At 59.3% G+C, this 26,113-nt stretch carries 22 protein-coding genes and 1 pseudogene; 8 read left to right on the forward strand and 15 right to left on the reverse strand.

From position 1 onward, the window contains the following. Nucleotides 1-23 precede the first annotated feature (23 nt). From FHT29_RS13845 to FHT29_RS13870, 6 genes are all read right to left on the reverse strand, one after another. Nucleotides 24-1,394 carry an MlaD family protein gene (locus FHT29_RS13845; RefSeq protein ID WP_047556570.1) on the reverse strand — a complete coding sequence of 457 codons (1,371 nt, stop codon included), beginning with the start codon at nt 1,392-1,394 and terminating at the stop codon, nt 24-26. Nucleotides 1,395-1,403: 9 nt separating this feature from the next. Next, a complete protein-coding gene (locus tag FHT29_RS13850) occupies nt 1,404-2,267 on the reverse strand; it encodes an ATP-binding cassette domain-containing protein (RefSeq protein ID WP_037202422.1) in 864 nt (287 codons plus the stop codon). A gap of 12 nt (nt 2,268-2,279) precedes the next feature. Beyond that, entirely contained in the window at nt 2,280-3,440 is a 1,161-nt protein-coding gene (locus FHT29_RS13855; RefSeq protein WP_037202423.1) for an ABC transporter permease, read from the reverse strand. Between the two features lie 153 nt (nt 3,441-3,593). Further along, the gene (locus tag FHT29_RS13860; protein WP_047556569.1) at nt 3,594-4,814 is read right to left on the reverse strand and encodes an MFS transporter; all 1,221 of its coding nucleotides are present in this window, start codon (nt 4,812-4,814) and stop codon (nt 3,594-3,596) included. A 167-nt stretch (nt 4,815-4,981) separates the two neighbouring features. Next, the gene (locus tag FHT29_RS13865) at nt 4,982-5,794 is read right to left on the reverse strand and encodes a UDP-2,3-diacylglucosamine diphosphatase (RefSeq protein ID WP_037202425.1); all 813 of its coding nucleotides are present in this window, start codon (nt 5,792-5,794) and stop codon (nt 4,982-4,984) included. A gap of 113 nt (nt 5,795-5,907) precedes the next feature. After that, on the reverse strand, nt 5,908-6,663 hold the full coding sequence (locus tag FHT29_RS13870; RefSeq protein WP_052212139.1) for a glycerophosphodiester phosphodiesterase family protein: 756 nt from the start codon (nt 6,661-6,663) through the stop codon (nt 5,908-5,910). Between the two features lie 221 nt (nt 6,664-6,884). Between FHT29_RS13870 and FHT29_RS13875 the strand changes: the two genes are divergently transcribed. Both FHT29_RS13875 and FHT29_RS13880 read left to right on the forward strand, forming a co-directional pair. Beyond that, nucleotides 6,885-9,197 (forward strand): NADP-dependent malic enzyme, encoded by a 2,313-nt coding sequence (locus FHT29_RS13875; protein WP_037202428.1) that lies wholly within the window; start codon nt 6,885-6,887, stop codon nt 9,195-9,197. A 148-nt stretch (nt 9,198-9,345) separates the two neighbouring features. Further along, nucleotides 9,346-10,083 (forward strand): hypothetical protein, encoded by a 738-nt coding sequence (locus FHT29_RS13880; RefSeq protein ID WP_168599756.1) that lies wholly within the window; start codon nt 9,346-9,348, stop codon nt 10,081-10,083. 73 nt (nt 10,084-10,156) lie between these two features. Here the strand turns inward: FHT29_RS13880 and FHT29_RS13885 are convergent, their stop codons facing one another. Next, entirely contained in the window at nt 10,157-10,984 is an 828-nt protein-coding gene (locus FHT29_RS13885) for a TolB family protein (protein WP_047556565.1), read from the reverse strand. A gap of 28 nt (nt 10,985-11,012) precedes the next feature. Continuing rightward, entirely contained in the window at nt 11,013-12,692 is a 1,680-nt protein-coding gene (locus FHT29_RS13890; protein ID WP_047556775.1) for an NAD+ synthase, read from the reverse strand. Nucleotides 12,693-12,938: 246 nt separating this feature from the next. Between FHT29_RS13890 and FHT29_RS13895 the strand changes: the two genes are divergently transcribed. The 4 genes and pseudogenes from FHT29_RS13895 (at nt 12,939) to FHT29_RS35060 (ending at nt 16,166) form a co-directional block, all read left to right on the forward strand. Next, the gene (locus FHT29_RS13895; RefSeq protein WP_348644865.1) at nt 12,939-14,810 is read left to right on the forward strand and encodes an LTA synthase family protein; all 1,872 of its coding nucleotides are present in this window, start codon (nt 12,939-12,941) and stop codon (nt 14,808-14,810) included. Nucleotides 14,811-14,947: 137 nt separating this feature from the next. Continuing rightward, complete coding sequence (locus tag FHT29_RS13900; RefSeq protein ID WP_047556560.1) at nt 14,948-15,490, forward strand: DUF1003 domain-containing protein; 543 nt, start codon at nt 14,948-14,950, stop codon at nt 15,488-15,490. 74 nt (nt 15,491-15,564) lie between these two features. Continuing rightward, entirely contained in the window at nt 15,565-15,828 is a 264-nt protein-coding gene (locus FHT29_RS13905; protein WP_047556559.1) for a ribbon-helix-helix protein, CopG family, read from the forward strand. Further along, nucleotides 15,782-16,166 (forward strand): annotated as a pseudogene (locus FHT29_RS35060) (type II toxin-antitoxin system RelE/ParE family toxin). The gene FHT29_RS13905 and the pseudogene FHT29_RS35060 overlap by 47 nt, the downstream one beginning before the upstream one ends. A gap of 15 nt (nt 16,167-16,181) precedes the next feature. Here the strand turns inward: FHT29_RS35060 and FHT29_RS13915 are convergent. From FHT29_RS13915 to rpiA, 5 genes are all read right to left on the reverse strand, one after another. Then, on the reverse strand, nt 16,182-16,607 hold the full coding sequence (locus FHT29_RS13915) for a GFA family protein (protein WP_047556558.1): 426 nt from the start codon (nt 16,605-16,607) through the stop codon (nt 16,182-16,184). Nucleotides 16,608-16,763: 156 nt separating this feature from the next. After that, a complete protein-coding gene (locus tag FHT29_RS13920) occupies nt 16,764-18,137 on the reverse strand; it encodes a 3-deoxy-7-phosphoheptulonate synthase class II (RefSeq protein ID WP_047556773.1) in 1,374 nt (457 codons plus the stop codon). A gap of 150 nt (nt 18,138-18,287) precedes the next feature. Next, the gene (gor, locus tag FHT29_RS13925; protein WP_047556556.1) at nt 18,288-19,673 is read right to left on the reverse strand and encodes a glutathione-disulfide reductase; all 1,386 of its coding nucleotides are present in this window, start codon (nt 19,671-19,673) and stop codon (nt 18,288-18,290) included. Nucleotides 19,674-19,856: 183 nt separating this feature from the next. After that, nucleotides 19,857-20,411: a DUF2059 domain-containing protein gene (locus tag FHT29_RS13930; protein ID WP_037202441.1), complete on the reverse strand. Its 555-nt coding sequence runs from the start codon at nt 20,409-20,411 to the stop codon at nt 19,857-19,859. A gap of 13 nt (nt 20,412-20,424) precedes the next feature. After that, nucleotides 20,425-21,126, reverse strand: a complete 702-nt coding sequence (gene rpiA / locus FHT29_RS13935; protein WP_047556553.1) for a ribose-5-phosphate isomerase RpiA — start codon at nt 21,124-21,126, stop codon at nt 20,425-20,427. 197 nt (nt 21,127-21,323) lie between these two features. Between rpiA and FHT29_RS13940 the strand changes: the two genes are divergently transcribed. Beyond that, on the forward strand, nt 21,324-21,998 hold the full coding sequence (locus FHT29_RS13940; protein WP_047556552.1) for an HAD family hydrolase: 675 nt from the start codon (nt 21,324-21,326) through the stop codon (nt 21,996-21,998). 72 nt (nt 21,999-22,070) lie between these two features. Here the strand turns inward: FHT29_RS13940 and FHT29_RS13945 are convergent, their stop codons facing one another. Beyond that, entirely contained in the window at nt 22,071-23,960 is a 1,890-nt protein-coding gene (locus tag FHT29_RS13945; RefSeq protein ID WP_047556550.1) for a L,D-transpeptidase family protein, read from the reverse strand. A gap of 197 nt (nt 23,961-24,157) precedes the next feature. Then, entirely contained in the window at nt 24,158-24,283 is a 126-nt protein-coding gene (locus FHT29_RS34920) for a hypothetical protein (protein WP_281408366.1), read from the reverse strand. Nucleotides 24,284-24,367: 84 nt separating this feature from the next. Between FHT29_RS34920 and fumC the strand changes: the two genes are divergently transcribed. Continuing rightward, nucleotides 24,368-25,759 (forward strand): class II fumarate hydratase, encoded by a 1,392-nt coding sequence (gene fumC / locus FHT29_RS13950; RefSeq protein ID WP_047556772.1) that lies wholly within the window; start codon nt 24,368-24,370, stop codon nt 25,757-25,759. Nucleotides 25,760-26,113: the final 354 nt, after the last annotated feature.

The raw sequence follows: 26,113 nt of genomic DNA on the forward strand, positions 1-26,113 counted from the left end.
TGGAGCCCAGATATCGCTATTCATCAGTGCCGCGCGCGGCCATCATATGTCTTGACCGTATCCCCACCGAAGATCAGTCGCTGTGGATTGCGGTCGAAATTAGTGATTGTAGTATTCAGATTGTCAACCGTGCCCCGCATGTCATTAATGAGAGTTTGGACATCGCGCAGGCCGCCACTCGAAAACTTCTGCAGATTATCGGCGATCGGGCCGATACGGGAATTGAGATTGTCAGCCATCTTCTTGAAGGATTCCAGCGTATCCTTGGCTTCGGCGAACAGCGATTGCGTGCTGTCGTTGCCGAGCAGGGAATCGACCTTCGTGAGAATGCCGTCGACCTTGCCGGACGCCGAGTTCAGCTTGGTGGAGATGTCCCGCGCATTGGCGATCGTCTGGTCGATATCCTGCTGATGCGCCGCAACGGTATTGGCCACATCGCGAATAGACGCGACAGCGGTGCGAGCCTGCTTCGTCACGTCGGCAATGTCATCCACCGATCCCTTGATCTTCGCCGGATCGATCTGCGCGACGATGGCGTCGACACGATCCAGCGTCTGCTGCGCCTTCTGGCCGAAGGTGGTGTAGGTTTCGGCCGTCTGCTTGAAGCTTGCGATGGTCGCCTTCAGATCGGTCGTGGCATCCGCCACGTTGGCGGTAATCCTGTCGGCATTGGCGATGACGTCGTTGACCTTCTGGGCATCGACTGCGCGCACCAGTTTCTCAATTGCATCCAGCGTCGAGTCGATGCGCGTCGAAACGGTCTTGAACGTATCGCCAAGCTGTCCGACGCTCGCCAAGAACTTGTCGATATTATCGGAATTGTCGGCGATCGCCTTGGAGAATTTCTGCGCGTTGCGCACCGTATCGGTCAGCGGCCCGCGCGAATCCGAGACGAAGCCCTGAATGTCGCCGATCGTATCATTGGCGCGGTTGAGAATCTTGTCCGCCGTGGTCAACAGGTTCGTGACGCTGGACTGATCGGCAAGCAGCACGGCGCGTTTGCCGGTATCGATCGAACGTTTCAGGATATTCTCGTCGCCGTTGCGGCCGCCGGAAAGCTCGATGTAGGCAGCACCTGTCAGGCCCTGAATTTCAAGAATAGCCTTGGTGGACGTATAGACCGGCGCATCGGCACGCACCTGCGTAAATGCCAGCGAGTAGTTCGGATCGTCGGCATCGATCGAAAGGCTCTGCACCGAACCGACCTGAATGCCGTTGAAGCGAACCGGTGAACCGACGCTCAAACCGTTCGCAGAACCGGGGATGCGCACCACGAGTTCGACCATCGGACCGCCGCGGCCATATTCCGCCATCCAGTAGACGAAGCCGAAAGCGGCCGCGATAACGAGCAGCGTGAAGAACCCGACGATCGTATAATTGGCTTTGGTTTCCATTGTCTCCAGTCACTTCTCGCGGCTGTGGGGGCCTGCGCCGTTGTCGTCGTTGTGCTCCCTGATGTCTTCCCGCGGCACGATCGAACGTGCGCGCTTGCCCCTGAAATAGGCTTGTACCCAAGGGTCATCGCAGGCAAGCATGTCCTCAACTGTGCCTTCCACCAATACCCGCTTCTGTCCAAGAACAGCAATACGGTCGCAGACGGAAAACAGGCTGTCGAGGTCGTGAGTCACCATATAAACGGTCAGGCCGAGCGTGTCGCGTAGCCTGGCGATCAGCTCGTCGAACTCCGCCGCGCCGATCGGATCGAGGCCGGACGTCGGTTCATCGAGGAAGACCAGGTCAGGATCGAGCGCCAGGGCTCTGGCAAGTGCTGCGCGCTTGATCATGCCGCCGGAAAGCTCGGACGGATATTTGTCGGCGGCGTCGGCAGCGAGACCCACCATGCGGATCTTCATCAGCGCCAGCTCGTCCATCATCTCTTGCGGCAGGTCCAGATATTCCCGCATCGGCACCTGAATATTTTCCTTCACCGTCAGCGAGGAAAACAAGGCGCCCTGCTGGAAGAGGACGCCGAGGCGCATATCGAGCTGGTTGCGCTCTGGCTCCGAGAGCGTGTCATAGTCTTCACCGAGGATCTCGATCTTGCCCGAGCGGCGCGGCAGCAACCGCAGTACCGTGCGCAGCAGCACCGACTTGCCCGCGCCGGAAGCGCCCACGAAACCGAGGATTTCGCCGCGATAGATATTGAGGTTCAGTTTATCGAGCACGACTTTCGATCCGAAAGCAACGGTGACATCCCGTGCCGACAGCACGATATCCCTGCCGTGCTCATCTCTTTCCAACGGGATTTCCGAGTGAAGTGCGCTCATCGTCGTCATCCCTCAGAAGTCGATCGCTGCGTAGAACATGGCAAAAAGCCCGTCCATCAGGATCACGACGAAGATCGACTTCACGACCGACGAAGTCACATGCTGCCCCAGCGACTCGGCACTGCCGCCGACCTTCAATCCCTCGACCGCCGCGACGATGCCGATGACCAACGCCATGAACGGAGCCTTGATCATGCCTGAAATGACCGTGGAAAGGCTGATCGCCTCATGCAGGCGGGAGATGAAGGTCGCAATGGTGATACCGGAATAGCCCCAGGCGACCATCGCCGCGCCAAACAGCGAAGCGAAATTGGCAATGATCGTCAGCAGGGGCAGAGCGACGGTCAGCGCCACCAGCCGTGGGAAGATCAGCACGCCGATGGGGTTTAGACCCATGACCTTCAGCGCGTCCACTTCCTCGCGCATCTTCATCGAGCCGATCTCGGCGGTGATCGCGCTGCCGGAACGACCTGCGATCATGATCGCCGTCAGAAGCACGCCGATTTCGCGCAATTGAAGGATGCCGACGAGATCGACGACAAAGACTTCCGCACCGAAATAGCGCAGCTGGAACGCGCCTTGCTGCGCGATGATCGCTCCAATCAGCGACGACATCAGCAGGATGATCGGAACGGCCCTCACGGCCATGTGGTCGATCTGATTGACGATCGAAGCCGGCGAGACGCCGCTGCCGCGTCCGAACTTGAGCTGCGCACCGCGTACCGCGGAGCCCAATATGTACATGGCAGCAATGAGATTGCCCCAAAGTTCGTAGACATTTCTGCCGATCGGCGCAAACAGCCGCTCAGGCAATGATATCTTCGCCTTCGGCTCGCCCTTCTCCGCGTCCGGATCCTCGTCGAAGGCGGTCAGCAGCTCGTCGATATGCGAATTGGAGCCCTCGATCGTCACGGTGGCGCCATGCGCCTCCTGGCTCACCTTCAATCGCCGGATCAGCAGCGCACCGGCCGTGTCGACATCGGAGAGATCGGAAAGATCGATCACAACCTCGCCACCGGCGCTCCGTTTCGAGAGCTGCTCGATCTGCCGCAGCACGCCGTGCACATTGGCGCTACGCCAATTGCCTTCAAGCCGATAGCGATGCCCATTGCCATCGGGCTCTTCATCGATCCTCGGTGCATCGGATTTCTGTTCGGCTGCTTTCAAGCTCATGCGTCTTTCAAATGTGGCATCACCAACGTCGACTCACGGAGCCCGCACGACGCCGATGTTTAATACACCGACTGCACGGGAGATTGCTATGCTGCGCCGCGGCCAACATATGTCACGGCTTTTTGATATCCAAATGAATTTGTTGCATCCGCGTTATGAGACGCCGTGTGCGCCCCCGCCGATCGCCGAACTCCTGGGCTGGAGGTTGCGCGCGAAGATGACCATGCCCAAGCCGAACGCAGCCACCGCTGCCATCACATAGTAGCTGGAAAGGTCTAGCCAGGCATAGAGATAGCCGGACGCGAGCGTCATCAAGCCGAGGAACATGCCGTTATAGAAATAATAGGCGCCCTGGGCGGACGCCTCCTGCGTTTCCTGAACGGATCCGACGATGCGGCGCTGGATGCCGGTATGCACACAGGCATAGGTGCAGGAATGGAAGCACTGCAGCAGGAAATAGCCGGCGAAACCGAGATTGATGGGGAACAGGATCCAACGCAGGACGCACATGCTCGAGCCGAAGAAAATCAGCGTCCACGCACTGAAACGGCGACTTAGCATTCTCGAGAGGAAGAAGACCATTACCTCCGCCGCCACGCCGATGCTCCAGAGAACGGCGATCTGGGTTCCGGAAAAGCCGAGCTTGTGCCAATAGATCGACGCGAATGTGTAGAGCATCGCGTGGCTCGATTGCTGCACCGAGACCCCGATCATCGTGATCAGCAATTGCGGAGAGCGCAGCGAGCTTCCAGTCGGCGACTGCAGATTGATCGGCTGGTTGCGCCGCCGCGTCGGCCCGATACGCGGCGTGATCAGCGCCGTGAGCATGGTCAGCACGAAGCCGGCGACCATGACGGGCAGTACCATGGTGCCTCCCCACATCCCGATCATCTGGCCGCCGAAAAGCGTCGAAACGATGAAGATGATCGATCCCCAGACACGCATGGAGCCATAGTCGAACCCCCAGCGGCGCACCCCCGACATAGCGATCGATTCGACCACCGGCACATAGGGCGCGTAGGTCGCGCCCTGGACGCCATAAACGAGCAGCACGGGCCAGAATTCGCTCGTCCAGTAAAGCGCGATCGCCGTCAGCAATGACAGCCCACCGGACCAGAACAGCACATCGGCGCGTTCCTTCATGTGATCGGCAAACACCGCGATGACGGGCGTCACCAGAACGCGCACGACCATCGGCACGGCGATCACGAGACCGATTTCATGATCATTGAAATTCAATCCCGCCAGCCAGACGGGGAAAAACGGCAAAGCGATCCCGTTGACGAACAACGGCGCGCAGTAGGACAAGGCGGTGCGCAGACGGAAATACGAAGGCGCGCCCTCGCCCTGCAAGGATTTTATCGCGGGAATCATGACAGACCTGAAGGGAACTGAATTTGTCCCTATCACGCTATCGAGAGTACGACTATGGCGAGAAATAGCCAAATCGTAACGTTTCGGAAAAAACCCGAATTACAGGCGCCTCATAACGATCAATAATTATGACAGCCTGTTATTGCGTCCGTGAAGCGGCGCTAAAATTAGGCTGCCTGGGCGCCGACGCCGAGTGCCTTCGGCAACTCTTCGACAGATATACCGGCCGGCTCCGTCTCAAGGATCGACCGCCAGGTAAGCAGCTCGAAAGTGCCGTCCTCATGCTCGGCGATCGCCGTGCAGCTTTCCACCCAGTCACCGGTATTGATATAGCGGATGCCGTCGAGATCCTCGATGACAGCGTGATGGATATGGCCGCAGATCACGCCATCGGCATCGTTGCGCTTGGCTTCCTCGGCGACGACACGCTGGAACTCGCCTATGAAGTTGACGGCATGCTTCACCTGCAGCTTTGCCCAGGCCGAGAACGACCAATAGGGCATGTTCAGGCGACGGCGCACGGCCGCGAGGCCGATATTGATCAGAATGGCCATGTCGTAGGCCCAATCGCCGAGATAGGCGAGCAGGCGGGCGTTACGAACGACGACATCGAATTCGTCGCCATGCAGGACGAGATACTTCTTCCCGTCGGCAGTCTCGTGCATGGCGCGTTGCGCGACTTCGATGCCGCCAAAGTGCGTGCCGGGGAAATCGCGCAGGAATTCGTCGTGATTGCCGGGGATATAAACGATCCGTGTGCCTTTGCGCGCCTTGCGCAGAACCTTCTGCACCACGTCATTGCAATCCTGCGGCCAGTACCAGTTTCGCTTGAGGCGCCACCCATCGATGATATCGCCGACGAGGAAAATGGTATCGGCATCGTGGTAGCGCAGAAAATCGAGAAGGAAGTCCGCCTTGGCGGCCTTCGAACCGAGATGTACGTCAGAGATGAACAGTGTACGGAATCGCCGGGTGTCCATGTTTTCATTCACGAACTATAAGTCCGTGCCCTATCCAAACTTGGCTATTCCAAAACCAGACTCGTGTTTCAGGAAGATGACAAACCCTGTGTCTGCTGGCCTATCGGGCTGGATCAGCCACGTTTGGCCGCGATGGCGAGATCGGGACGATCGGTTGTAAAACTGGCGACACCGAGGCGAAACATCGCTCTCGCCGCTTCGCTCGTATGCGCCGCCCAGCCGTGCACCGTCATGCCGCTCCTGCGTACGATGCCCATGACTTCGGCGTCCAGGGCGTCGGCGCGCACCGCTATCTCGCGCACACCGCAGCTGCGGAGCGCGGCGATGATCCCATTCCAGCCAAGCTGCGCAGTCATTTGCGGCGAACAAAGAAAAATGAAGCCGAGCAGTTCGCCGACGTTCAAACCGCGGTCACCAAGTGCTTTGCCAAAGGCTTCGAGACGCGGCAGGGCGAAACTGGTGATCATCGTCCGTGACACCATGCCGGTCGCCATCAACTTATCGACGATGCGGGCCTCCATCCCCTCATAGGGCGTGCCGTCCGCTTTCGTCTTGATCTCCAGTCGGAGATCGACCGGCGACGGGCCGAAGATATCGATGGTCTCAGCAAGGGTCGGAATAGTCTCGCCGTCGCTTCCGATCACGACATGGCGCATCAGCTCTTCATGGCTGAGATCGACAATAGCCCCCTTGCCGTCGGTCATCCGGTCGATCAGGGCATCGTGATGCACAACCAGCTTGCCGTCCCGCGTCTGGTGAACGTCGAATTCAACGAGATCGACATCAAGCTTGGCCGTCTTTGAAAAGGCAAGCCTGGTGTTTTCTGGCCATAGATGCGCGCCGCCGCGATGAGAAGCGATCAATGTCATGGAGTATCCTCCGTCTGCCGTTCTCATAAGCCCACGCGATGAACCCCTTATGACCGTCCGAGCGGCGGAGCGGGGAAGCATAGCCCTCACCGGCCCCAAGACGGACACCGGCGAATCCGCGATGACAAAAAAGCGGTCAGCGACGTCAATTGCATACTGTGAACGCGAAGCGATTGATGTATTCAGGGGACTCAAAGCATAGGCAGGAATGGAGAAGTGTGGTGGATACGCACGATACATCGAAGGCAGCCAAGAACATGGCGAGTGGCGATCTCGACGAACAGGCTCTCTACTTTCATCGTTATCCCCGCCCCGGCAAGCTTGAAATCCAGGCCACCAAGCCGCTCGGCAACCAGCGCGATCTGGCGCTGGCCTATTCTCCGGGCGTGGCCGCACCCTGCCTCGCCATCCGCGACAATCCCGAGACGGCAGCGTACTACACGTCCCGCGCCAATCTCGTTGCCGTAATTTCCAATGGTTCGGCCGTCCTCGGCCTCGGCAATATCGGCCCGCTCGCGTCCAAGCCTGTCATGGAAGGCAAGGCGGTTCTGTTCAAGAAATTCGCCGGCATCGACGTGTTCGACATCGAAGTGGCAGCGCCCACCGTCGACGAGATGGTCAACACCATTTCGGCGCTGGAGCCGACCTTCGGCGGCATCAATCTGGAAGACATCAAGGCGCCTGAATGCTTCGACGTCGAACGGCGCCTGCGCGAAAAGATGGAAATCCCGGTTTTCCATGACGATCAGCACGGCACCGCCATCATCGTCGCCGCCGCCATCCTCAATGGACTGGAACTGGCCGGCAAGAAGATCGAGAACGTCAAGATCGTCGCCTCCGGCGCCGGTGCCGCGGCGCTTGCCTGCCTCAATCTGCTCGTCATACTCGGCGCCAAGCGCGAAAACATCTGGGTCCACGACATCGAAGGCCTTGTCTACAAGGACCGCAACGTGCTGATGGACGAATGGAAGTCCGTCTATGCCCAGGATAGCGACAAGCGCGAGCTCGCCGAGTCGATCCCAGGCGCCGACGTCTTTCTCGGCCTTTCGGCCGCAGGCGTGCTGAAGCCCGAGCTCCTCGAGAAAATGGCGGAAAAGCCGCTGATCATGGCGCTGGCCAACCCGACGCCGGAAATCATGCCCGACCTCGCCCGCGCCGCTCGTCCCGATGCGATGATCTGCACCGGCCGTTCGGATTTCCCGAACCAGGTGAACAATGTTCTCTGCTTCCCCTATATCTTCCGTGGCGCGCTCGACTGCGGCGCCAAGACGATCAACGAGGAAATGAAGATGGCCGCGGTGCGCGCCATAGCCTCGCTCGCCCGCGAAGAGCCGTCCGACGTTGCCGCCCGCGCCTATACCGGCGAGACCCCGGTCTTCGGTCCGAACTATCTGATCCCCTCGCCCTTCGATCCGCGCCTGATCCTGCGCATCGCTCCGGCTGTGGCGAAAGCAGCCGCCGAAAGCGGTGTAGCGCTGCGCCCCATCACCGATTTCGATGCCTACATGGACGAGCTCAACCGCTTCGTCTTCCGGTCCGGCTTCATCATGAAGCCGATCTTCGCCGCTGCGAAGATTGCCGAGCGCAAGCGCGTCGTCTTCTCCGAAGGCGAAGATGAGCGCGTGCTGCGCGCCGCGCAGGTTCTGCTTGAGGAAGGCACAGCCACCCCGATCCTCATCGGTCGTCCCTCCGTCATCGAGACCCGCCTGAAGCGCTACGGCCTCAAGATCCGTCCGCATACCGATTTCGCCGTCATCAATCCGGACGACGATCCGCGCTTCCGCGAGTATGTCGAGCTCTATTTTTCGCTCGTCGGCCGCAGCGGCGTCATCCCCGAGGCCGCCCGGACGATCGTGCGCACCAACACGACCGTTATCGGCGCGCTTGCCCTGAAGCGCGGCGAAGCCGATGCGCTGATCTGCGGCCTCGAAGGCCGCTACGAGCGCCACCTGCGCATCGTCCGCCAGATCATCGGCAAGCGCCCGGATGTTCGGGATTTTTCAGCGCTGAGCCTGCTCATCTCGCAGCGCGGCGCAACCTTCTACACCGATACCTACGTATCATTTAACCCCGGCGCCGAGGAAATCGCAGAGTCGACGGTGCTGGCGGCGGAGGAAATCAAGCGCTTCGGCATCACGCCGCGTGCCGCCCTCGTCTCGCACTCCAACTTCGGCTCGCGGGAATCGGAAAGCGCCACCAAGATGCGCAATGCCCTGGCGCTCGTTCGCGAAGCCGCGCCGGAGCTGGAAGTCGATGGTGAGATGCACGGCGACAGCGCCATTTCCGAAAGCCTGCGCCGCCACGTCATGCCGGACAGCACGCTTTCCGGCGAAGCAAACTTACTCGTCTTCCCCAATCTCGATGCCGCCAACATCACGCTTGGCGTGGTCAAGACCATGACCGACGGGCTACATGTCGGGCCGATCCTGCTGGGTACGGCCCTTCCGGCCCACATTCTTTCGCCTTCGGTCACTTCACGCGGTGTCGTCAACATGGCAGCCCTGGCCGTGGTCGAGGCATCGCAACTGGCCTGACGAAGCATTTTTTGCGGCCGCCCGAGCATGGTGGCCGCAAATCACAATTCGCTAAAATCCTCTCGAAATCCGTGTGTTTTGATGGATACGTTGTTAAGCTCCAAAGTGTAATTTCCAACGAAATCAACCCGCCTTCGAGAATAGAATCGTGAACCGCGGCACAAACCTAGTTTCCATTGCCCTGCTGTCCCTGTTGACGGCCACACCGAGCTTCGCGCAAGCCAATCTGTGCGACGAATTGCGCGGCCGCTACGCCGATACCACTGAAGTGGTCGGCGCGAGCCAGGAGACGCGCCAACTTTCGCGTGCCATAGTCCAGCAAAACACGATGATCCGCCGCTTGATGAGTGATCTGCGCAATCAGGGCTGCGTCGAAGACAGCAGCATGGTGATCATCGGCTCAAACAACGAAGGCGTCTGCGACGACATGCGAACGTCGCTCGATGGAATGCGGCACGATCTCGGCATGTTGGTAGATCAGCGCGATGAGAGCGTCGGCCGCATCGACGCGGCCAGCCTTAAGCGCCGGCAACTGCTGGATACCATGCACAGGAACGGTTGCAGCGCGCCGGCCTCGGCCACGCCGGATATCGTCATCGATACCCGCACCAAGCTCGACGCCTATGCGCCGCAGCAGCAGTCCCTTGCGCAGCCGGAAAGCTCGATTACCATAATCGAAACGCCAAAACCCCAGAAGAATTCCGGTCTGCCGCAAAAGCAGGCTCCGGCGGTGACGCAGGCCGAGCCGCAGCAATTCCCGCCGGACAGACCCTACGATCCGTCAGCCAACAAGGTCCGTCAGGTCGGGCCGCAATTCCTTGCGACCGACCAAGGTGGCATTGACCTGAAGCATCCGAAAGAGGCCGGGCCGCAACCGACGCAATAGGCTGCCGCAACAGGGAAATGATGACTTCGTCGCCTACTTCCTGCGCGAGGTTGCGGTAAGAGCGTCCAGAGCGTCAGGCCGGCTCGTAACGGACATAGGCGAACTCGTCGCCATCGGGCGACCAGTTCGGCACGTTGATGCTTCCTTGTCCGCCGAAGAGTTCGAACAGCGTCGTGAGATCGCCGCCATCCATATCCATCAACCGCATCCGCACATTCAGATCGCGCGGATGGTCGAAGACTTCAGGATCGTAGGAGATCAGCACGACCTTGTCGTTCCTGGGAGATGGATGGGCAAACCAATTGCCATAATTATCATCGGTCAGTTGCTGCAACCCCGTGCCGTCGGGATGAATGCGCCAGATCTGCATGAGACCGGTGCGGCTGGAGTTGAAATAGATCCATTGCCCATCGGCCGAAAAATCCGGGCCATCGTTGCGGCCCTCGCCATGCGTCAGCCGCGTCTCTTCGCCGCCGTCGATCGAGATCGTGTAGATATCGAAGACGTTGTCGCGGATGCCGCAATAGGAGAAGCGCTGCCCGTCGGGTGACCAACCGTGCCAATAGGACGGCAGGTTGGTCGTGACCTGCCTGGGTGTGCCGCCTTCGGCCGGCAGCACATAGATGCAGGATTTGCCATGCTCCGTCTTGTCGGAAATCGCGATCAGCGATCCGTCGGGAGAAATCCCATGATCGTTGTTGCACTGCGTGGCGAAGCCGGTATCGACACGAACGATCTTGCCACCGCCACCCAACGGCAGCCGGTAAAGCAGACCTTCGCCGTTCAGCAGCAAATAGCGTCCGTCAGGCGAATAGTTCGGCGCCTCGATCAGCTGGTCCGTCTGGAAGACCACCCGGTTCGCACCCGTGCGGATATTGTAGATCTCGACCGAGCTGCGCATACTTTCCCCTTTACCGCCGGCGTTGCGATCAGCGATCGCGGAACCGGTTGGTGATCGGATAGCGGCGATCACGACCAAAATTCTTCTTGGTGATCTTCACGCCCGGAGCCGACTGGCGGCGCTTGTACTCGGCGAGATAAAGCAGATGCTCGATACGATGCACTGTCGCGACATCATGTCCACGCGCCAGGATCTCTTCGACCGACATTTCCTTTTCCACCAGGCATTCGAGGATATCGTCGAGCACCGGATAGGGCGGAAGCGAATCCTGGTCTGTCTGGTTCGGCCTCAGTTCAGCCGAAGGCGCCTTGTCGATAATGTTGTAGGGGATCACCTCGCCTGAAGGGCCGAGCGCGCCCGGCGGCACATGCAGGTTGCGCCAGCGCGACAACGCATAGACCTGCATCTTGTAGAGATCCTTGATGGGATTGAAGCCACCGTTCATGTCGCCATAGAGCGTGGCATATCCAACGGACATTTCCGACTTGTTGCCCGTCGTCACCACCATCGAGCCGAACTTGTTGGAGATCGCCATCAGGATGGTACCGCGGGCACGGCTCTGCAGATTTTCCTCGGTGATGCCGCTTTCCGTACCTTCGAACAGATCGGACAAGGCCGTCGTAAAGCCGGTGACAGGATCCTCGATCGGCACGATATCGTAGCGGCAGCCGAGCGCCTTGGCGCAATCCGCCGCATCCTTCAAAGAATCCTCTGAGGTATAGCGATAGGGCAGCATGACGGTGCGTACGCGCTCCTCTCCAAGCGCATCCACCGCAATCGCCGCGCAGATCGCCGAGTCGATACCGCCGGACAGGCCGAGCACGACCGACTTGAAGCCGTTCTTGTTCACGTAGTCGCGGAAGCCCAGCAGGCAGGCGCGGTAATCGGCCTCCTCGCCTTCTGGAATATGCGCCATCGGTCCTTCGGCGCAATGCCAGACGTCGCCGTTCTTCTTCCAGGTGGTGACCGCCAGCGCGGTCTCGAACTGGCTCATCTGGAACGCCAGGGTCTTGTCGGCATTGAAGCCGAAGCTCGCGCCATCGAAAACAAGTTCGTCCTGGCCGCCAACCTGGGCGGCGAAAATGAGCGGTAAACCTGACTCGATCACCTGCCGCAATGCGACCTGGTGACGGACATCGACCTTGCCACGATAGTAAGGCGAACCATTCGGAACCAGCAGGATTTCCGCACCGCTCTCGGCCAGCGTTTCGCAGATGCCGAGATCGTTCCAGATCTCCTCGCAAATCGGTATGCCAAGGCGGACGCCGCGAAAATTGACAGGCCCCGCGATGGTCCCTTCGTCGAAAACCCGCTTCTCGTCGAACTCGCCGTAGTTCGGCAAATCGACCTTGTCCCTGATGAAGATGACTTTACCGCCATCGAGCACGGCCACGGAATTGTAGCGGCCGGTGTCGTCCTGCCGTGGGACACCGACGACGACGCCTGGCCCGCCATCGGCGGTATCGGCGGCGAGACTTTCAACGGCTTTCCAGCAAGCGCGGATGAAGGCCGGCTTCAGCACCAGATCCTCCGGCGGATAGCCGGAAATGAACAATTCCGTCAACATCAGGAGCTGCGCGCCTTCGCGCGCCGCCTCGGCCCGCGCCTCGCGCGCCTTGGCCAGATTGCCGGAAACGTCGCCGACCGTCGGATTGAGCTGCGCGACGGCAATACGGATGGTCTGAGTGATCGGGCTTTGCTCTGTCATGCCATACATTTAGCGATGGCATTCTTCTTCCGCAACCGCCTTCGTTCACCTGCAGGTATCAAAGATCGCACTACGCGCATAGGCGGTATTTTTACCCGGAAAACTACCAGGTCAGCCTTGCGGTTCATCCAGAATTCATGACAGAAACGTGACAATTATATGAATACCCTATAGCATTCGGAGAAACCCTTGGTCGATCTGGTCATCGGTTCCGCTTTGGCGGGCAGGCTCGTTCTTTTCCAGAAAATCGGCGCAGCGAGGCAGAAATCAGCCGTCCTGCGCCAAGTTCTGAGCCTTACTCTGACCTTGCTGCTCGCACTGTCGATCGTCATTGCCGTCGAATGGATTGTGCGCGGTGAGTTTTCGACCGTCCCGTCCTATCTCTTTTCTCCGTCTCGCCCCGGCTTCACCACCATTGGCATCGTCATGCTGACTATGCTCATTTTGGATGCGGCTCTCGGCCGAGCGCATCTATCGGTCTTGATCGTCGCACCGCTGCTGTTGGTTCCGGCGTTCATCTCCAGCCAGAAGCAGAACTATCTCTCCGATCCGCTCTATCCGTCTGATTTCCTGTTTGCACGGCAGATCATGGAATTGATGCCTGTGATGGTGCGCGATCGGCCGTGGACCGCGGCGGCACTCGCCATCGGCGTCATTGCGTCCCTCGCCGCCCTCGCCTTTCTGTGGCGCCATGCCTGGCAACACGCCGCCGCGCTATCGCAAAAGGCGCGCATGATCAGGCTGTCGGTATGCCTGCCGCTTGCGGCGCTGTTCGTTTCGCAGATGGACCCGACGCAATATTCCTCCATCCGTGAGAAACTGCGCATCATCCCGATCGTCTGGGATCAGAAGGAAAACTACAGCTACAACGGCTTCGTCATCGCCTTCTCGCTCAACCTGCCGATGGCCGATGTCAAATCCCCGGCGGGCTACGGACCGGATGCGATCGATGCCATTCCGGCGAGAAACTACGGCTATCTCTCCGGTCCGCGCGAGAAGCCTGACATCATCATGCTGATGAGCGAATCCCTCTGGGATCCGACCCGGCTGTCCAATGTCGCCTTTACGCCCGATCCGATGCCGACTATCCGCGCCAGGCAATCCGGTTACGTCTTTTCGCCTGAGTTCGGCGGCATGACCGCCAATGTCGAATTCGAGGCGCTGACAGGCTTTTCCAATGCCTTCCTGCCCTATGGCAGCATCCCCTATCAGCAATATGTGCGCCGGCCCATGCCGTCGCTTGCCACCTTCTTCCGCGGCGAAGGCTATGCGGCACGCGCGCTCCACCCCTTCAGTGGCTGGTTCTGGAATCGCAACGAAGTCTACAAGGCTTTCGGCTTCGAGGAGTTCCACACCGATGAAACCCTGCCGCCGATGGAGAGGCGCGGCATGTTCGCCGCCGACGATTCCCTGATGAAGGAAATCATGCGCGAGGGAGACGAAGCCGATCAGCCATTCTTCTTCTTCGCTGTCACTCTCCAGGGACATGGCCCTTACGAACCCAATCGCTTTGCACAGAATACCGTCGATATCACCGGCAACCTGAACGACGACGATCGTGCAACGCTCGCCACCTATGCGCAGGGCGTTCGGGAATCCGATGACAGTCTGAAGATGCTGATGGACTGGGCTGAAAAGCGTGACCGTGAAACCATCATCGTCCTCTGGGGCGATCACCTGCCGCCGCTCGGCAGCGCCTATCCGAATACCGGCTACATGCCCCAGCAGGTGGCGACGCGAAAGGCACCGCTCGACGTCATGAAACAGGAGCACGAAACGCCGCTGGTCATCTGGTCGAGCAAGAATGGCGTACGCAAGGATATCGGCACGATCAGCCCGTCGCAACTGCCCTATCACGTGTTGAAAACAGCCGGATATGAGCATCCCTTCTACACCGGCTTCCTCGGCCGCGTGCAGAAGAAATACACCATCGTCGACCGTTATCAGCTGGCGACGCGCGACAACGAGACTTTCCCGGACTGGGCGCGCAACGAGCAGCACCTCGATCCGACGGTGCGCGACTATCGCCATCTGCAGCACGACATCATGTTCGGACGGGAATACGGATTGGACCGCTTCTTCCCGTCGCATAGCTGGCTAGTCAGCCAAGGGAGTTAGCGGATCGAACACAATGGTCGAGCCGAACACGCAAGGTTGGATTCGATCCACCATGCTGCAACCCTTTTCGCGTTGCATTTTCGTTGGGCAGTCGAATACTTGGCGCTCAAAGACGATCAAGCCCCCGGAGTATCCTCATGTACAATCTGCCAAATTTCGTCCACCAGCATTTCGACAAGACGGCCGAAGAGCTAGGCGAGACAGAAAAGCGCGTGCTCAAGAAAGCGCATGAGCGCAAGATCGTCTCGACCGATATCAACGCGGCCTTCTCCGCCAATGCGTCCTATGGCGAACGCCTCGCCGACGGCATCGCCCGTGTTGGAGGCTCCTGGGCCTTCATCGTCTGCTTCCTGCTGTTCCTGGTCTTCTGGTGCGTCGTCAACACCATCGTACTCCTCACCCGCGCCTTCGATCCCTACCCTTTCATCTTCCTCAACCTCGTCCTCTCCATGATCGCCGCCATCCAGGCGCCGATCATCATGATGTCCCAGAACCGCCAGACCGAACGGGATCGCTTCGAAGCAGCCAAGGACTATGAGGTCAACCTCAAGGCTGAACTCGAAGTCCTCTCGCTGCACCAGAAAATCGACATGCAGGTGCTGACGGAGCTTTCGGTGGTCAAGGAGGAAATCGCCAAGCTGAGCAAGCTGGTGACGGAGAAGAACGGGGCTAGTGGGTGAGCCATCACCCCACGCTCGGAAATTGACTTTTAGCATGTCTCCTATATTTTGTAATACAAAATGAGATAAATCTGATGAAAAATCAAAGGCAGCTTTCGAATCCTATTACGCTTCGGGTTCCTGCCGACATCCTCGCTGAAATCGAAGAGATCGCGGATGTCTGCGAGCGGACGCGCAGCTGGGTCTTTGTACGAGCGCTCAAATCTTATCTGGCGACCGAAGGTCGCGAAGTATTGGAGATCGCAAAGGCTCGCCGGGAAATGGCAAACGGCGAAGCATACGATCTTGATGATGTCATCAGCGAAGTGGCGACGGCCATCAAAGGGGCTGCTGCTTGAAAGAGTTCGCCTTTCGGCAGGCGCCAGAGCATATATCAAGTCGGAAGCGCAATACCTGAAAGATAGAAGTCCCACAGCGGCTCTCCGCTTCCTCGACGATCTGAACCGGGCTCAGAACAAGCCTGCTTCGTTTCCCCCAGATGGGTTTTCGGAGCGATGAACTGCCAATTCCCGGCATTTTACGATTTACGATGGGAGATTATCTCGTCGATTACGAAATTGCCGGTGACCTCATAGAGATCAGAGCCATTCGCCACGGTCACCAAAGACCTCCGGGTCTCCCGATTGATGATGATTTCGACTATGAAGACAATAACTTCGAGCAGCCCAAGACTTGATGGCACCATGCTTTATCAGTCTGATGGCCCTGCCGTGAGCAGCCCCGGCCGCCCCTGCCTGTATTGCGGCAGCCCATCGGTGATATCGTAGTAATCGCCCTTGTCGGCGCAGTAGATATGATAGGCGATCTCAAGACCGCTCGGCGGGTCGAAAAGCCCGGCCATGATCGAGATTTCCTCGACCCCGTCAGCCTCCCAGAACAGCGCCGAACCGCAGGTCTTGCAGAAGCCGCGACGGGCAAATGTGCTGGCGCGATACCAGGTGATCGCCTCTTCCCCCTCGATGAGGAGGTTGCCGATCGGAACGTTGGTGGCGGCATAGTAGAGCCCGGTCTGCTTGCGGCACTGCGAACAATGGCAGGCGACGACCTCCCGTAGCTTGCCACGTGTCTTGAAACGTACGCTGCCGCAAAGGCACGCGCCGGTATGTTCGTCGTTCATAGTCGCTCCCCTTTTTCAGGGAACCTTCCCGAGAACGATATGCCGGTCAATCTCAAAGAAATGAAACGCATCTTCAGCCGGATTGATCTATCCGGCACAAATGCAAACGGGCCGGCTTTCGCCGGCCCGTTTGATAAATCAGAGATCCGTTTTCCCTCAGCCGTGGGCGCGCAGACGCTTCTCGTCGCGGCCGCCCTTCATCCGCTCGGCAAGCAGGAAGGCTAGCTCGAGTGCCTGGTCGGCATTGAGACGCGGGTCGCAATGGGTGTGGTAACGATCCTGCAGATCTTCGGCGCCGACAGCGCGGGCGCCGCCGGTGCATTCGGTCACGTCCTTGCCGGTCATCTCGATGTGGATGCCGCCCGGATGCGTGCCTTCGGCGCGGTGAATCTGGAAGAAGCTTTCGACTTCCGACAGAATGCGCTCGAAGGGACGCGTCTTGTAGTTGTTGAGGGTGATCGTATTGCCGTGCATCGGGTCACAGGACCAGACGACCTTGCGGCCTTCCTTCTCGACGGCGCGGATGAGCCGCGGCAGGTTGTCGGCAACCTTGTCGTGGCCGAAACGGCAGATCAGCGTCAGACGGCCGGCCTCGTTCTGCGGGTTGAGAATATCGATCAGATTGAGCAGATCGTCAGCCTGCAACGAAGGGCCGCACTTCAGGCCGATCGGGTTCTTGATGCCGCGGAAATATTCGATATGCGCATGGTCGGCCTGGCGCGTACGGTCGCCGATCCAGAGCATGTGGCCTGAGGTGGCGTACCAATCGCCCGAAGTGGAATCGACGCGGGTGAACGCCTCTTCATAGCCGAGCAGCAGCGCCTCATGGCTGGTGAAGAAATCGGTCTCGCGCAGGCTTGCATTGCTATCGGAGGTAATGCCGATCGCCTTCATGAAATCCATGGTCTCGCTGATACGATCGGCAAGTTTGCGGTAGCGCTCGCCCTGCGGGCTGTCCTTGACGAAGCCGAGCATCCATTTGTGGACGTTTTCGAGGTTGGCGTAGCCGCCCATGGCGAAGGCGCGCAGCAGGTTGAGCGTCGCGGCAGACTGGCGGTAAGCCATCATCTGACGTTCCGGATTGGGAATGCGCGCTTCCTCGGTGAATTCGATGCCGTTGACGATGTCACCGCGGTAGCTCGGCAGAGATACGCCGGCCTGTGTCTCGATGCCCGAGGAACGCGGCTTGGCGAACTGACCGGCGATGCGACCGACCTTCACGACAGGCAGCTGAGCGCCGAACGTCAGCACGACGGCCATCTGCAGGAACGCGCGGAAGAAGTCGCGGATCGTGTCGGCGCCATGCTCGGCGAAGCTTTCGGCGCAGTCGCCGCCTTGCAGCAGAAAACCGTTGCCTTCGGCGACATTGGCAAGATGCGCTTTCAGACGGCGGGCTTCACCGGCAAAAACGAGCGGCGGATAGCTTGCAAGCTGCGCTTCCGTTGCCGCCAGTGCCGCCGGGTCCGGATATTCCGGCACCTGCTGGATCGGTTTCTGCCGCCAACTGCTGGGTGTCCAATTCTGTGCCATCTCACTCACCTGCTTGTGCACCCGGTCTTTGCCGGGCGTCCCGTCGTAAATAACGCGCGCTTATAAACCTTTGCCGGTCGCTTGCAAAGGCGGGCGAACTACTGTGCGAATCTTTTATGGCGCTGGCGACGACTGCGCCGATCCAATCCGTTACACGCGCTCGCCATTGCTAATGCGATAGCTCGGCGAATACATCGTCACCAGTTCTTCCGACGCGGTCGGATGAACTGCCATGGTGCGGTCGAAATCGTCCTTGGTGCAGCCCGCCTTGATGGGTATGCCGAGCAGCTGCGCCATCTCGCCGGCATCATGGCCGAGAATATGCGCGCCGATCACCTTGCGGTCGGCGGCATTGACGATCAGCTTCATGATCATCTTCTCATTGCGGCCCGAAAGCGTCGCCTTCATCGGCCGGAACTGCGCGCGATAGACCTCGAGCTCCGGATAACGCTTGGCCGCGTCCTCTTCGGTCAGGCCGACCGTGCCGATCTCCGGCTGCGAGAAGACGGCCGTCGGGATCAGCTCATGATCCGGCCGCGTCGGATTGTTTTTGTAGACGGTTTCGATGAAGCACATCGCCTCGTGGATGGCCACCGGCGTCAGCTGGACCCGATCGGTGACGTCGCCGAGGGCATAGATGTTCGGCACGGAAGTGCGCGAATATTCGTCGACGACGATGGCGCCCTGCTCGTTGATGGCGACGCCGGCTGCTTCCAGTCCGAGATTTGCGGTATTCGGCGTGCGACCGAGTGCAAGCATGACCGTGTCGACCGTCAAGGCCTTGTCGTTCTTCGTCCGGACGCTGAGCCCATTCTCCGTCTTCTCCACGCTCGTGATGATGTCGTGGCAAAGAACGCGGATGCCCTTCTCCTCCATCGCCTCATGCAGGCCCTTGCGCAGATCGTGGTCGAAGCGCGACAGGATCTCGGCGCCGCGGTAGATCAGCGTCGTCTCGACGCCGAGTCCATGGAAGATATTGGCGAATTCGACGGCGATATAGCCGCCGCCGGCGATCAGGATCGACTTTGGCAGCCCTGCCAGATGGAAGGCTTCGTTCGAGGAAATGCAAAGCTCATAACCGGGCAAGGCCGTATGCAGGTTCGGCCGACCGCCGGTCGCGATGACGATGGTTTCCGCAGTCACCGTCTGCCCGGTCTTCAACAGGCGGACTGTATGAGCGTCCACGAGTTCGGCGCGCGTGTCGAATATGTCAGCCTTGGCATTGTCGAGCCCCTTGCGATAGAGCCCTTCCAGCCGTGCGATTTCCTTGTCTTTCGCCTCGATCAACTTCGTCCAGTCGAAGCTGCTTTCGCCGACCGTCCAGCCGAAACCGGCCGCATCCTCGAGATGCTCGCTGTACTGCGAAGCATAGACAAAAAGCTTTTTCGGCACGCAGCCGCGAATGACGCAGGTGCCGCCGTAGCGATACTCTTCGGCAATGCCGACCTTCTTGCCGAGCGATGCCGCCACGCGCGCGCCGCGCACGCCGCCGGAGCCGCCGCCAATCACGAAAAGGTCGAAATCAAACGAAGGCATCGGTGGCTCCTGTAGACATGACAAGGCGCGCAAAGCGCTGATGGGGGTCGGCATTCATATAGGAAGCCGGAGCATAAAAAGAAAAGCCCGGAATGATCCGGGCTTTGAATTTGCAACCGCCTGCCGATTATCCCGAAAACGTGAAACACAGTTTCGAGAACGATCGCAGCAAAGAATTGCGGTTTACTGCTTCGGCGCAGGCTGTGCGGCAGCGCCTGCATTCGGCGCGACAACCGGCTGCTTGACAACCTTCTGCAAAGCGTCATTGCTCTGGTTGGCTAGATCACGCGAAATACCCTGGCTCCAGATATCGGCGGCCTTGTAAAGCTCGCGCGTCGCCAGCGGACCATCCTTCAGAAGCTTCTTGCCGGCTTCCGAATTGTAGAAATCGGCGATTGCCTTGAGCTCTTCCGCCGAGAAGGCTTTGGCGTAGGTGACGGCGGCTTCGTGCTCGAGATCGGCGCGGCGCGGCGCGAGCGCCAGAGCAGTGGCGTCAACCGTCGAATTGATCGCGTCGCCAAAGTTCGGATTGGCTTGGATCATCGTGCTCTTCAGCTGCTCGGCGAGGTTCGGCAGGATGTTGTCGAACTGATTGGTGATGCCGAGCGCGTTGATCGCGGCGCGGGCAGCCTTGATCTGGTCCTCGGATACTTCCTGAGCGCTGACAGAGCCGAACGCGATGCCCGAAAGAAGGATGGTTGCAGCGGCAAAACGGCCAAGACCCGCAAATTTGATCATGAGATGAGTGCTCCTATGTATTGTTCGCCTGCAACGTGCGCGCACCGGCAGGGCCGGCAATGATCGCCAATGTCGCCATATTGATAAAGAGCCCGTGTTCGACAACGCCGGGAATCGAATTGAGCGCATTCGACAGCGCCTCTGCATCAGGAATGCGGCCGAAAGATGCATCAATGATAAAATGTCCGCCGTCGGTGACGAAGGTGTGGTCACCCGAGAGACGAAGATTGAGAGCGCCGGATAAGTTAAGACGCGACGCAGCCTTCTCGATGAGGATGCGCGTCGAAGCAAGGCCGAAGGGATTGACTTCGATCGGCAGCGGAAACGCGCCAAGCGTCTGAACGAGCTTGCTTTCGTCGGCAATCACGATCATGCGGGCCGATGAGGCTGCGACGATCTTTTCACGCAGCAGCGCGCCACCACCGCCCTTGATCAGAGTGAGCGCACCATCCAGTTCGTCGGCACCGTCAATGGTGAGGTCGAGTGCAGGAAGCTCGTCGAGCGACTTTAGCGGCACGCCAAGCTCATTGCAAAGCTTTGCCGTCCGTTCCGAGGTCGGAACACCCTCGATCGAGAGCCCGGACGCGACTTTCTCGGCGAGCAGCCGAACGAACTCCTCTGCCGTGCTGCCCGTGCCGATCCCCAGCCGCATGCCGCTCTCGACATAGGTTAGGGCCGCCCTCGCAGCCTCAATCTTCATCTGGCGGGCGTCCATGCGCCACCTGCTCCCATTGTTACGTTGGTCTGCTGTTTACACGGCTCTCCAGCCAAACGAAAGCCAAAATAACGGCACAAGATAGAAATCCCCGCGCCTCTTTGCCGAGGCTTCCCGGGCCTTCTGTTGCAATTGCCCGCGCGATCTTCTAACTCCGAAAGACGCTCTATTTCTTCTTATACAAAGGCTGATTCCTCGTGACATCTCCTCTTGTCGTATTCGATCTCGATGGCACGCTGCTGGACACGCACGCGGATCTCATCATCAGCCTGAACCACACGATCGCCGCGCTCAAGCTTCCACCGGTCAGCTATGACGACGTGACGCACCTCGTCGGCTATGGCGCGCAGGTGATGATCGAACGGGCCTGCAAGCTGCATGGCTATACGCTGACCTCGGAGGAATTGCCCAGCCTGATGCAGCGCTTCATTACCCATTATTCAGAGACAATGCCGGGCGTCACGCAACCCTATCCCGGGCTCGTGGCTGCACTCGGCGCGCTGAAGGACCAGGGCTACAAGCTGGCCGTCTGCACGAACAAGATGGAATCCCTCGCACGCACGCTTCTCGATAGGCTCGATCTCACGCATTATTTCGAAACCATAACCGGCGGCGACACGTTCGCCGTGCGCAAGCCGAATGCCGAGCACCTGATCGGCACCGTCGAACGCGCCGGCGGCGATATCGGCCGCACCGTCATGATCGGCGACAGCGTCAACGATATTCTTGTCGCCCGTAACGCCGGCGTCCCTTCGATCGCCGTCCCCTTTGGCTATTCCGATGTCGGCATCGAAACGCTCGGCCCGAGCCGCATCATCTACCACTACGACGAACTCACGCCCGAACTCGTCGAGGGGCTGCTCGCCGCCTGAAATATTCACATTCCTAAATTGCAAAAGGGCGGCCGATCGGCCGCCCTTTTGTCTCTCGACGTTACGCTGAACTCAAATCTGAGCCGTGCGCGACTTGGTGGTCGTATCGAGCGCCTTCTGAGTCGCCGCGTCGCGGTCGTAGACGTCGTTGAAATATTGGACAACGCCGTCCTTGTTCGGCCAGGCGGTGAAGTAGGCGATGTAGATCGGGAACTTCTGCGGCACGGCGACGGCCTTGTTCTGGCCGTCTGCGATCTGCTTGGCGACATCATCGACCGTGGTGTTCAGGACGGCGGCAGCCATCGCGCGCGGATCGGCAAGGCGGACGCAACCATGGCTGAGCGCGCGCATGTCTTTCTTGAAAAAGCTCTTCTGCGGCGTGTCATGCATGTAGATCGCATGCGAATTCGGAAAGAGGATCTTCAGTTCGCCGAGAGCATTATCGCCGCTGGGCGGCTGGCGCACGGAGATGTTCTTGGTCGAGCCATACCAGTCGACGCTGGACGATGCCACGGCTTGGCCACCGACTTCGACCTGGTAACCCATACGATCGAGATAGTTCGGATCGGCGCGCAGCTTCGGCAGCATCTCGTTGATGATAATCGACTGCGGAACACCCCAGAAGGGATTGAACTCGACGGTCTGCACCTGATTTTCAAAGAAAAAGGTCTGATGCTGCTTGCCGCCGACGACGACGCGCATCGACAGCTGTTCCTGGTTATTGTTGTAGTAATAGACCATGAACGCCGGCTGGTTGATCAGGACGTAGCGCGGTCCGAGCTCTGGCGGCAACCAGCGCAGCTGTTCCATGGCAATGATCAGCTTCTGGATCTTCGTGTCGTTGTTCTCGCCGACCATGGCGCGAACCGAAGACGGGCCGATCACGCCGTCCGAGGTCAGTCCCTTTTCTTTCTGGAAGTCTTCGACCAGCGACACGAGGTCGGGCGTATAATCCGGTGTACCCAGGTAGGAAGCAAGAACGCCGGCATGCGCGGTCTTCAGCGCATCAGATCCGCGATGCTGGATCGCCTTGACGATATTGGCCATCTCCGGCGAGCTGCCGCCCGGCTTCAGAGTGCCGGTCAAAGAGATGGAAATATGGCTGCCATCGGAACTGGCCTCCGCCCTGAGCTTCGCAAGCTCGGCTTTCAGCAGCACAAATTGCTGGTTGGAAGGATTGCTGCTGTTGAGATAGGCGGCAACGTCCGGGCTGGCGCGCAGCAGGTCGAGCGTAGCCGGCAGATTGACGTCCTTGCGCTTGAAATCGTGATAGCCGGAGATCCTGTTCGGGTCGAGACGGCCACGGACCGTATCCTGGACGAACATCAGCACCTTGCTGGAGAGCGCCAGCTCGAATTGCGTGAGGGCGCGGTCGCGCATCACCGGGTCGGCGGCAGCGTCGAAGCTCGGCGGCGTCACCGCATAATCCGAGGGGTCGAGACCGACGGAACCGGCGTCGGCGAGAACGGCCATCGCAGCCTTCGCCTTGTCGGTGACAGCATGATCGGCGATCCAAAGCAACGGCTTGTTCTGATCAGCGTAATAGGACTCGATTGCCTTGGCCACATCGTTGGTGGCCATGACGTGAGCATCGGCAAGGTAGCGGCGCTGCGATAACTCGGTATCGACGGCAACCGGTGCAGGCGATGCATCGGCAACGGCTCCGGTCACTACCGGATCGGCAAAATGCGTCGTCGACACCAGACGCATCGCGTCTGCCTTGTAGGTATAATATTTCGGCGCGCTGACCGTGGGAAGCGGCAGCTTGGCCTGCCCGGGCTCCATCATTGTTTGCGCCGGGTTGGCCGGAACCGGAGCAGACACTTGCGTGCTCTGCTGACGCCCCTGACCACCGCGGATGAAATCCATGAGGGTCATGGCGTTCGCGGACGTGACGCCGATGGCGGAAAGGCAACAGGAAAGAGCCAGGACGGATGCTGTGGCTTTGGTGACGAGTTTCATTCTGTAATCAGTCCCTTGTCGAGCGGTAACTTCGAGCTAGCGGTGCTGTTTTCAACCCGGCCGCGATGTCGGAAACATCGTATAACGACTACAATGAAAACGGCGAGACCCCGCCTTTCGTTCAATGCCTCAACTTCGCGTTACAAAGCGGAGACGTTTTCCACGATTTAATTCACACAAAATTATGAAATTATTGGTTAATCTTCTATTGAAATTTCCTGAGATTTTTGCGCGACGGAAAAAACGCCTTCAAGAATATCTACGGAGCGTGTTAAAAAGAGCACGCCTGATCGGGCGCGTGAAAACATGATCGCCCCTGTCATGAAATAGCCCCTTCGGTGTTTTCATAAGCGTCGTTCCGGCCTATATGACTGCTATCTATTTCAATGGAAAGCAGGATCAGGAACATGACTTCCACCCGCACCGAAACCGATACTTTTGGCCCGATCGAAGTCGCCAGCGACCGCTATTGGGGCGCGCAAGCGCAGCGTTCGCTCGGCAACTTCAAGATCGGCTGGGAAAAGCAGCCTCTCTCGGTCATACGCGCCCTCGGCATCGTCAAACAGGCAGCTGCGCGAACCAACATGGAGCTTGGCCAGCTGGACCCTGCTCTCGGTAAAGTGATCGTCGCTGCCGCGCAGGAAGTCATCGACGGCAAGCTCAACGACCATTTTCCGCTTGTTGTCTGGCAGACCGGCTCCGGCACGCAGTCGAACATGAACGCCAATGAGGTGATCTCCAACCGCGCGATCGAAATGCTGGGCGGCGTCATGGGCTCGAAGAAGCCCGTCCATCCGAACGATCACGTGAACATGAGCCAGTCGTCGAACGACACCTATCCGACGGCGATGCACATCGCCTGCGCCGAAGAGATCGCTCATCACCTGCTGCCGGCTCTGCGGCATCTGCACGCGGCGCTGGAAAAGAAGGTCGCCGATTTCGCCCATATCATCAAGATCGGCCGTACCCATACGCAGGATGCAACGCCGCTGACGCTGGGCCAGGAGTTTTCCGGCTATGCCGCCCAGGTCGCCTCGGCCATCAAGCGCATAGAGCTGACATTGCCGGGTCTCTGCGAACTCGCCCAGGGCGGCACGGCCGTCGGCACCGGTCTCAACGCGCCGATCGGCTTTGCCGAGAAGGTGGCAAACGAAATCGCTGGGATCACTGGCCTGCCCTTCGTCACGGCCCCGAACAAGTTCGAGGCGCTTGCCGCGCATGATTCGATGGTGTTCAGCCACGGCGCGATCAACGCGGCAGCGGCTGCGCTCTTCAAGATCGCCAATGACATCCGCCTGCTCGGCTCGGGCCCGCGCTCCGGTCTCGGCGAACTGGCGCTGCCGGAAAACGAGCCGGGCTCGTCGATCATGCCGGGCAAGGTCAATCCGACGCAGTGCGAGGCGATGACCCAAGTCTGCATCCATATCTTCGGCAACAATGCCGCCCTGACCTTTGCCGACAGCCAGGGGCACTTCGAGCTCAACGTCTACAATCCGATGATGGCCTACAATTTCCTGCAGTCGGTGCAGCTGCTCGGCGATGCCGCCATCTCCTTCACCGACAATTGCGTTGTCGGCATCGAAGCTCGCGAGGATAACATCAGGGCTGGCCTGGAACGTTCGCTGATGCTGGTGACGGCGCTCGCGCCGAAAATCGGCTACGACAATGCCGCCAAGATCGCCAAGACGGCACACAAGAACGGCACGACGCTGAAGGAAGAAGCTTTGGCGAGCGGACTGGTCTCCTCGGAAGAATATGATGCCATCGTCCGCCCGGAAACGATGATCGGGCCGAAATAGGTTCGTCATTCGGTGAGGTCAGGCACACCCGCCGGTGACTCAATTGCCTGCCTGGCCCCTTCCCCAACCCTCTCCCCGCTCATGCGGGGAGAGGGAGTTTACCGCGTTAAATCACAGACCTTCCATCCGTGTGGAGCGACCGTCGTCTTGCTTGGTCGTCCCCTCGCCCCGCGGTGCGGGGAGAGGGCCAGGGTGAGAGGCCGGGCAAAAGGTCTCGGCACGGGAGGACCCACCCGACCTGCGCATCTTTCCATCGACGATCTGCTGCTTTGAAACTCCTTAGCGGCAGCCAAGCAATTGCTTTTGGTTCGAGCCGGATCTAGATCGTTTCCAAACATCTTCTTCCGCCATCCG

The organism is Rhizobium sp. SG741 (genome assembly GCF_012275435.1).
Classification (GTDB): Bacteria; Pseudomonadota; Alphaproteobacteria; order Rhizobiales; family Rhizobiaceae; genus Rhizobium; species Rhizobium lusitanum.

Excerpts from the sequence above, each read along its gene's own strand:
- FHT29_RS13860 (WP_047556569.1), bottom strand. The coding sequence starts at position 4,814 with ATGATTCCCGCGATAAAATCCTTGCAGGGCGAGGGCGCGCCTTCGTAT.
- FHT29_RS13900 (WP_047556560.1), top strand. The coding sequence starts at position 14,948 with ATGTACAATCTGCCAAATTTCGTCCACCAGCATTTCGACAAGACGGCC.
- FHT29_RS13915 (WP_047556558.1), bottom strand. The coding sequence starts at position 16,607 with ATGAACGACGAACATACCGGCGCGTGCCTTTGCGGCAGCGTACGTTTC.
- FHT29_RS13855 (WP_037202423.1), bottom strand. The coding sequence starts at position 3,440 with ATGAGCTTGAAAGCAGCCGAACAGAAATCCGATGCACCGAGGATCGAT.
- FHT29_RS13870 (WP_052212139.1), bottom strand. The coding sequence starts at position 6,663 with ATGACATTGATCGCTTCTCATCGCGGCGGCGCGCATCTATGGCCAGAA.
- FHT29_RS13845 (WP_047556570.1), bottom strand. The coding sequence starts at position 1,394 with ATGGAAACCAAAGCCAATTATACGATCGTCGGGTTCTTCACGCTGCTC.
- FHT29_RS13905 (WP_047556559.1), top strand. The coding sequence starts at position 15,565 with ATGAAAAATCAAAGGCAGCTTTCGAATCCTATTACGCTTCGGGTTCCT.
- FHT29_RS13920 (WP_047556773.1), bottom strand. The coding sequence starts at position 18,137 with ATGGCACAGAATTGGACACCCAGCAGTTGGCGGCAGAAACCGATCCAG.
- fumC (WP_047556772.1), top strand. The coding sequence starts at position 24,368 with ATGACTTCCACCCGCACCGAAACCGATACTTTTGGCCCGATCGAAGTC.
- FHT29_RS13865 (WP_037202425.1), bottom strand. The coding sequence starts at position 5,794 with ATGGACACCCGGCGATTCCGTACACTGTTCATCTCTGACGTACATCTC.
- gor (WP_047556556.1), bottom strand. The coding sequence starts at position 19,673 with ATGCCTTCGTTTGATTTCGACCTTTTCGTGATTGGCGGCGGCTCCGGC.
- FHT29_RS13850 (WP_037202422.1), bottom strand. The coding sequence starts at position 2,267 with ATGAGCGCACTTCACTCGGAAATCCCGTTGGAAAGAGATGAGCACGGC.
- FHT29_RS13930 (WP_037202441.1), bottom strand. The coding sequence starts at position 20,411 with ATGATCAAATTTGCGGGTCTTGGCCGTTTTGCCGCTGCAACCATCCTT.
- FHT29_RS13945 (WP_047556550.1), bottom strand. The coding sequence starts at position 23,960 with ATGAAACTCGTCACCAAAGCCACAGCATCCGTCCTGGCTCTTTCCTGT.
- FHT29_RS34920 (WP_281408366.1), bottom strand. The coding sequence starts at position 24,283 with ATGACAGGGGCGATCATGTTTTCACGCGCCCGATCAGGCGTGCTCTTT.
- rpiA (WP_047556553.1), bottom strand. The coding sequence starts at position 21,126 with ATGGACGCCCGCCAGATGAAGATTGAGGCTGCGAGGGCGGCCCTAACC.
- FHT29_RS13890 (WP_047556775.1), bottom strand. The coding sequence starts at position 12,692 with ATGACAGAGCAAAGCCCGATCACTCAGACCATCCGTATTGCCGTCGCG.
- FHT29_RS13885 (WP_047556565.1), bottom strand. The coding sequence starts at position 10,984 with ATGCGCAGCTCGGTCGAGATCTACAATATCCGCACGGGTGCGAACCGG.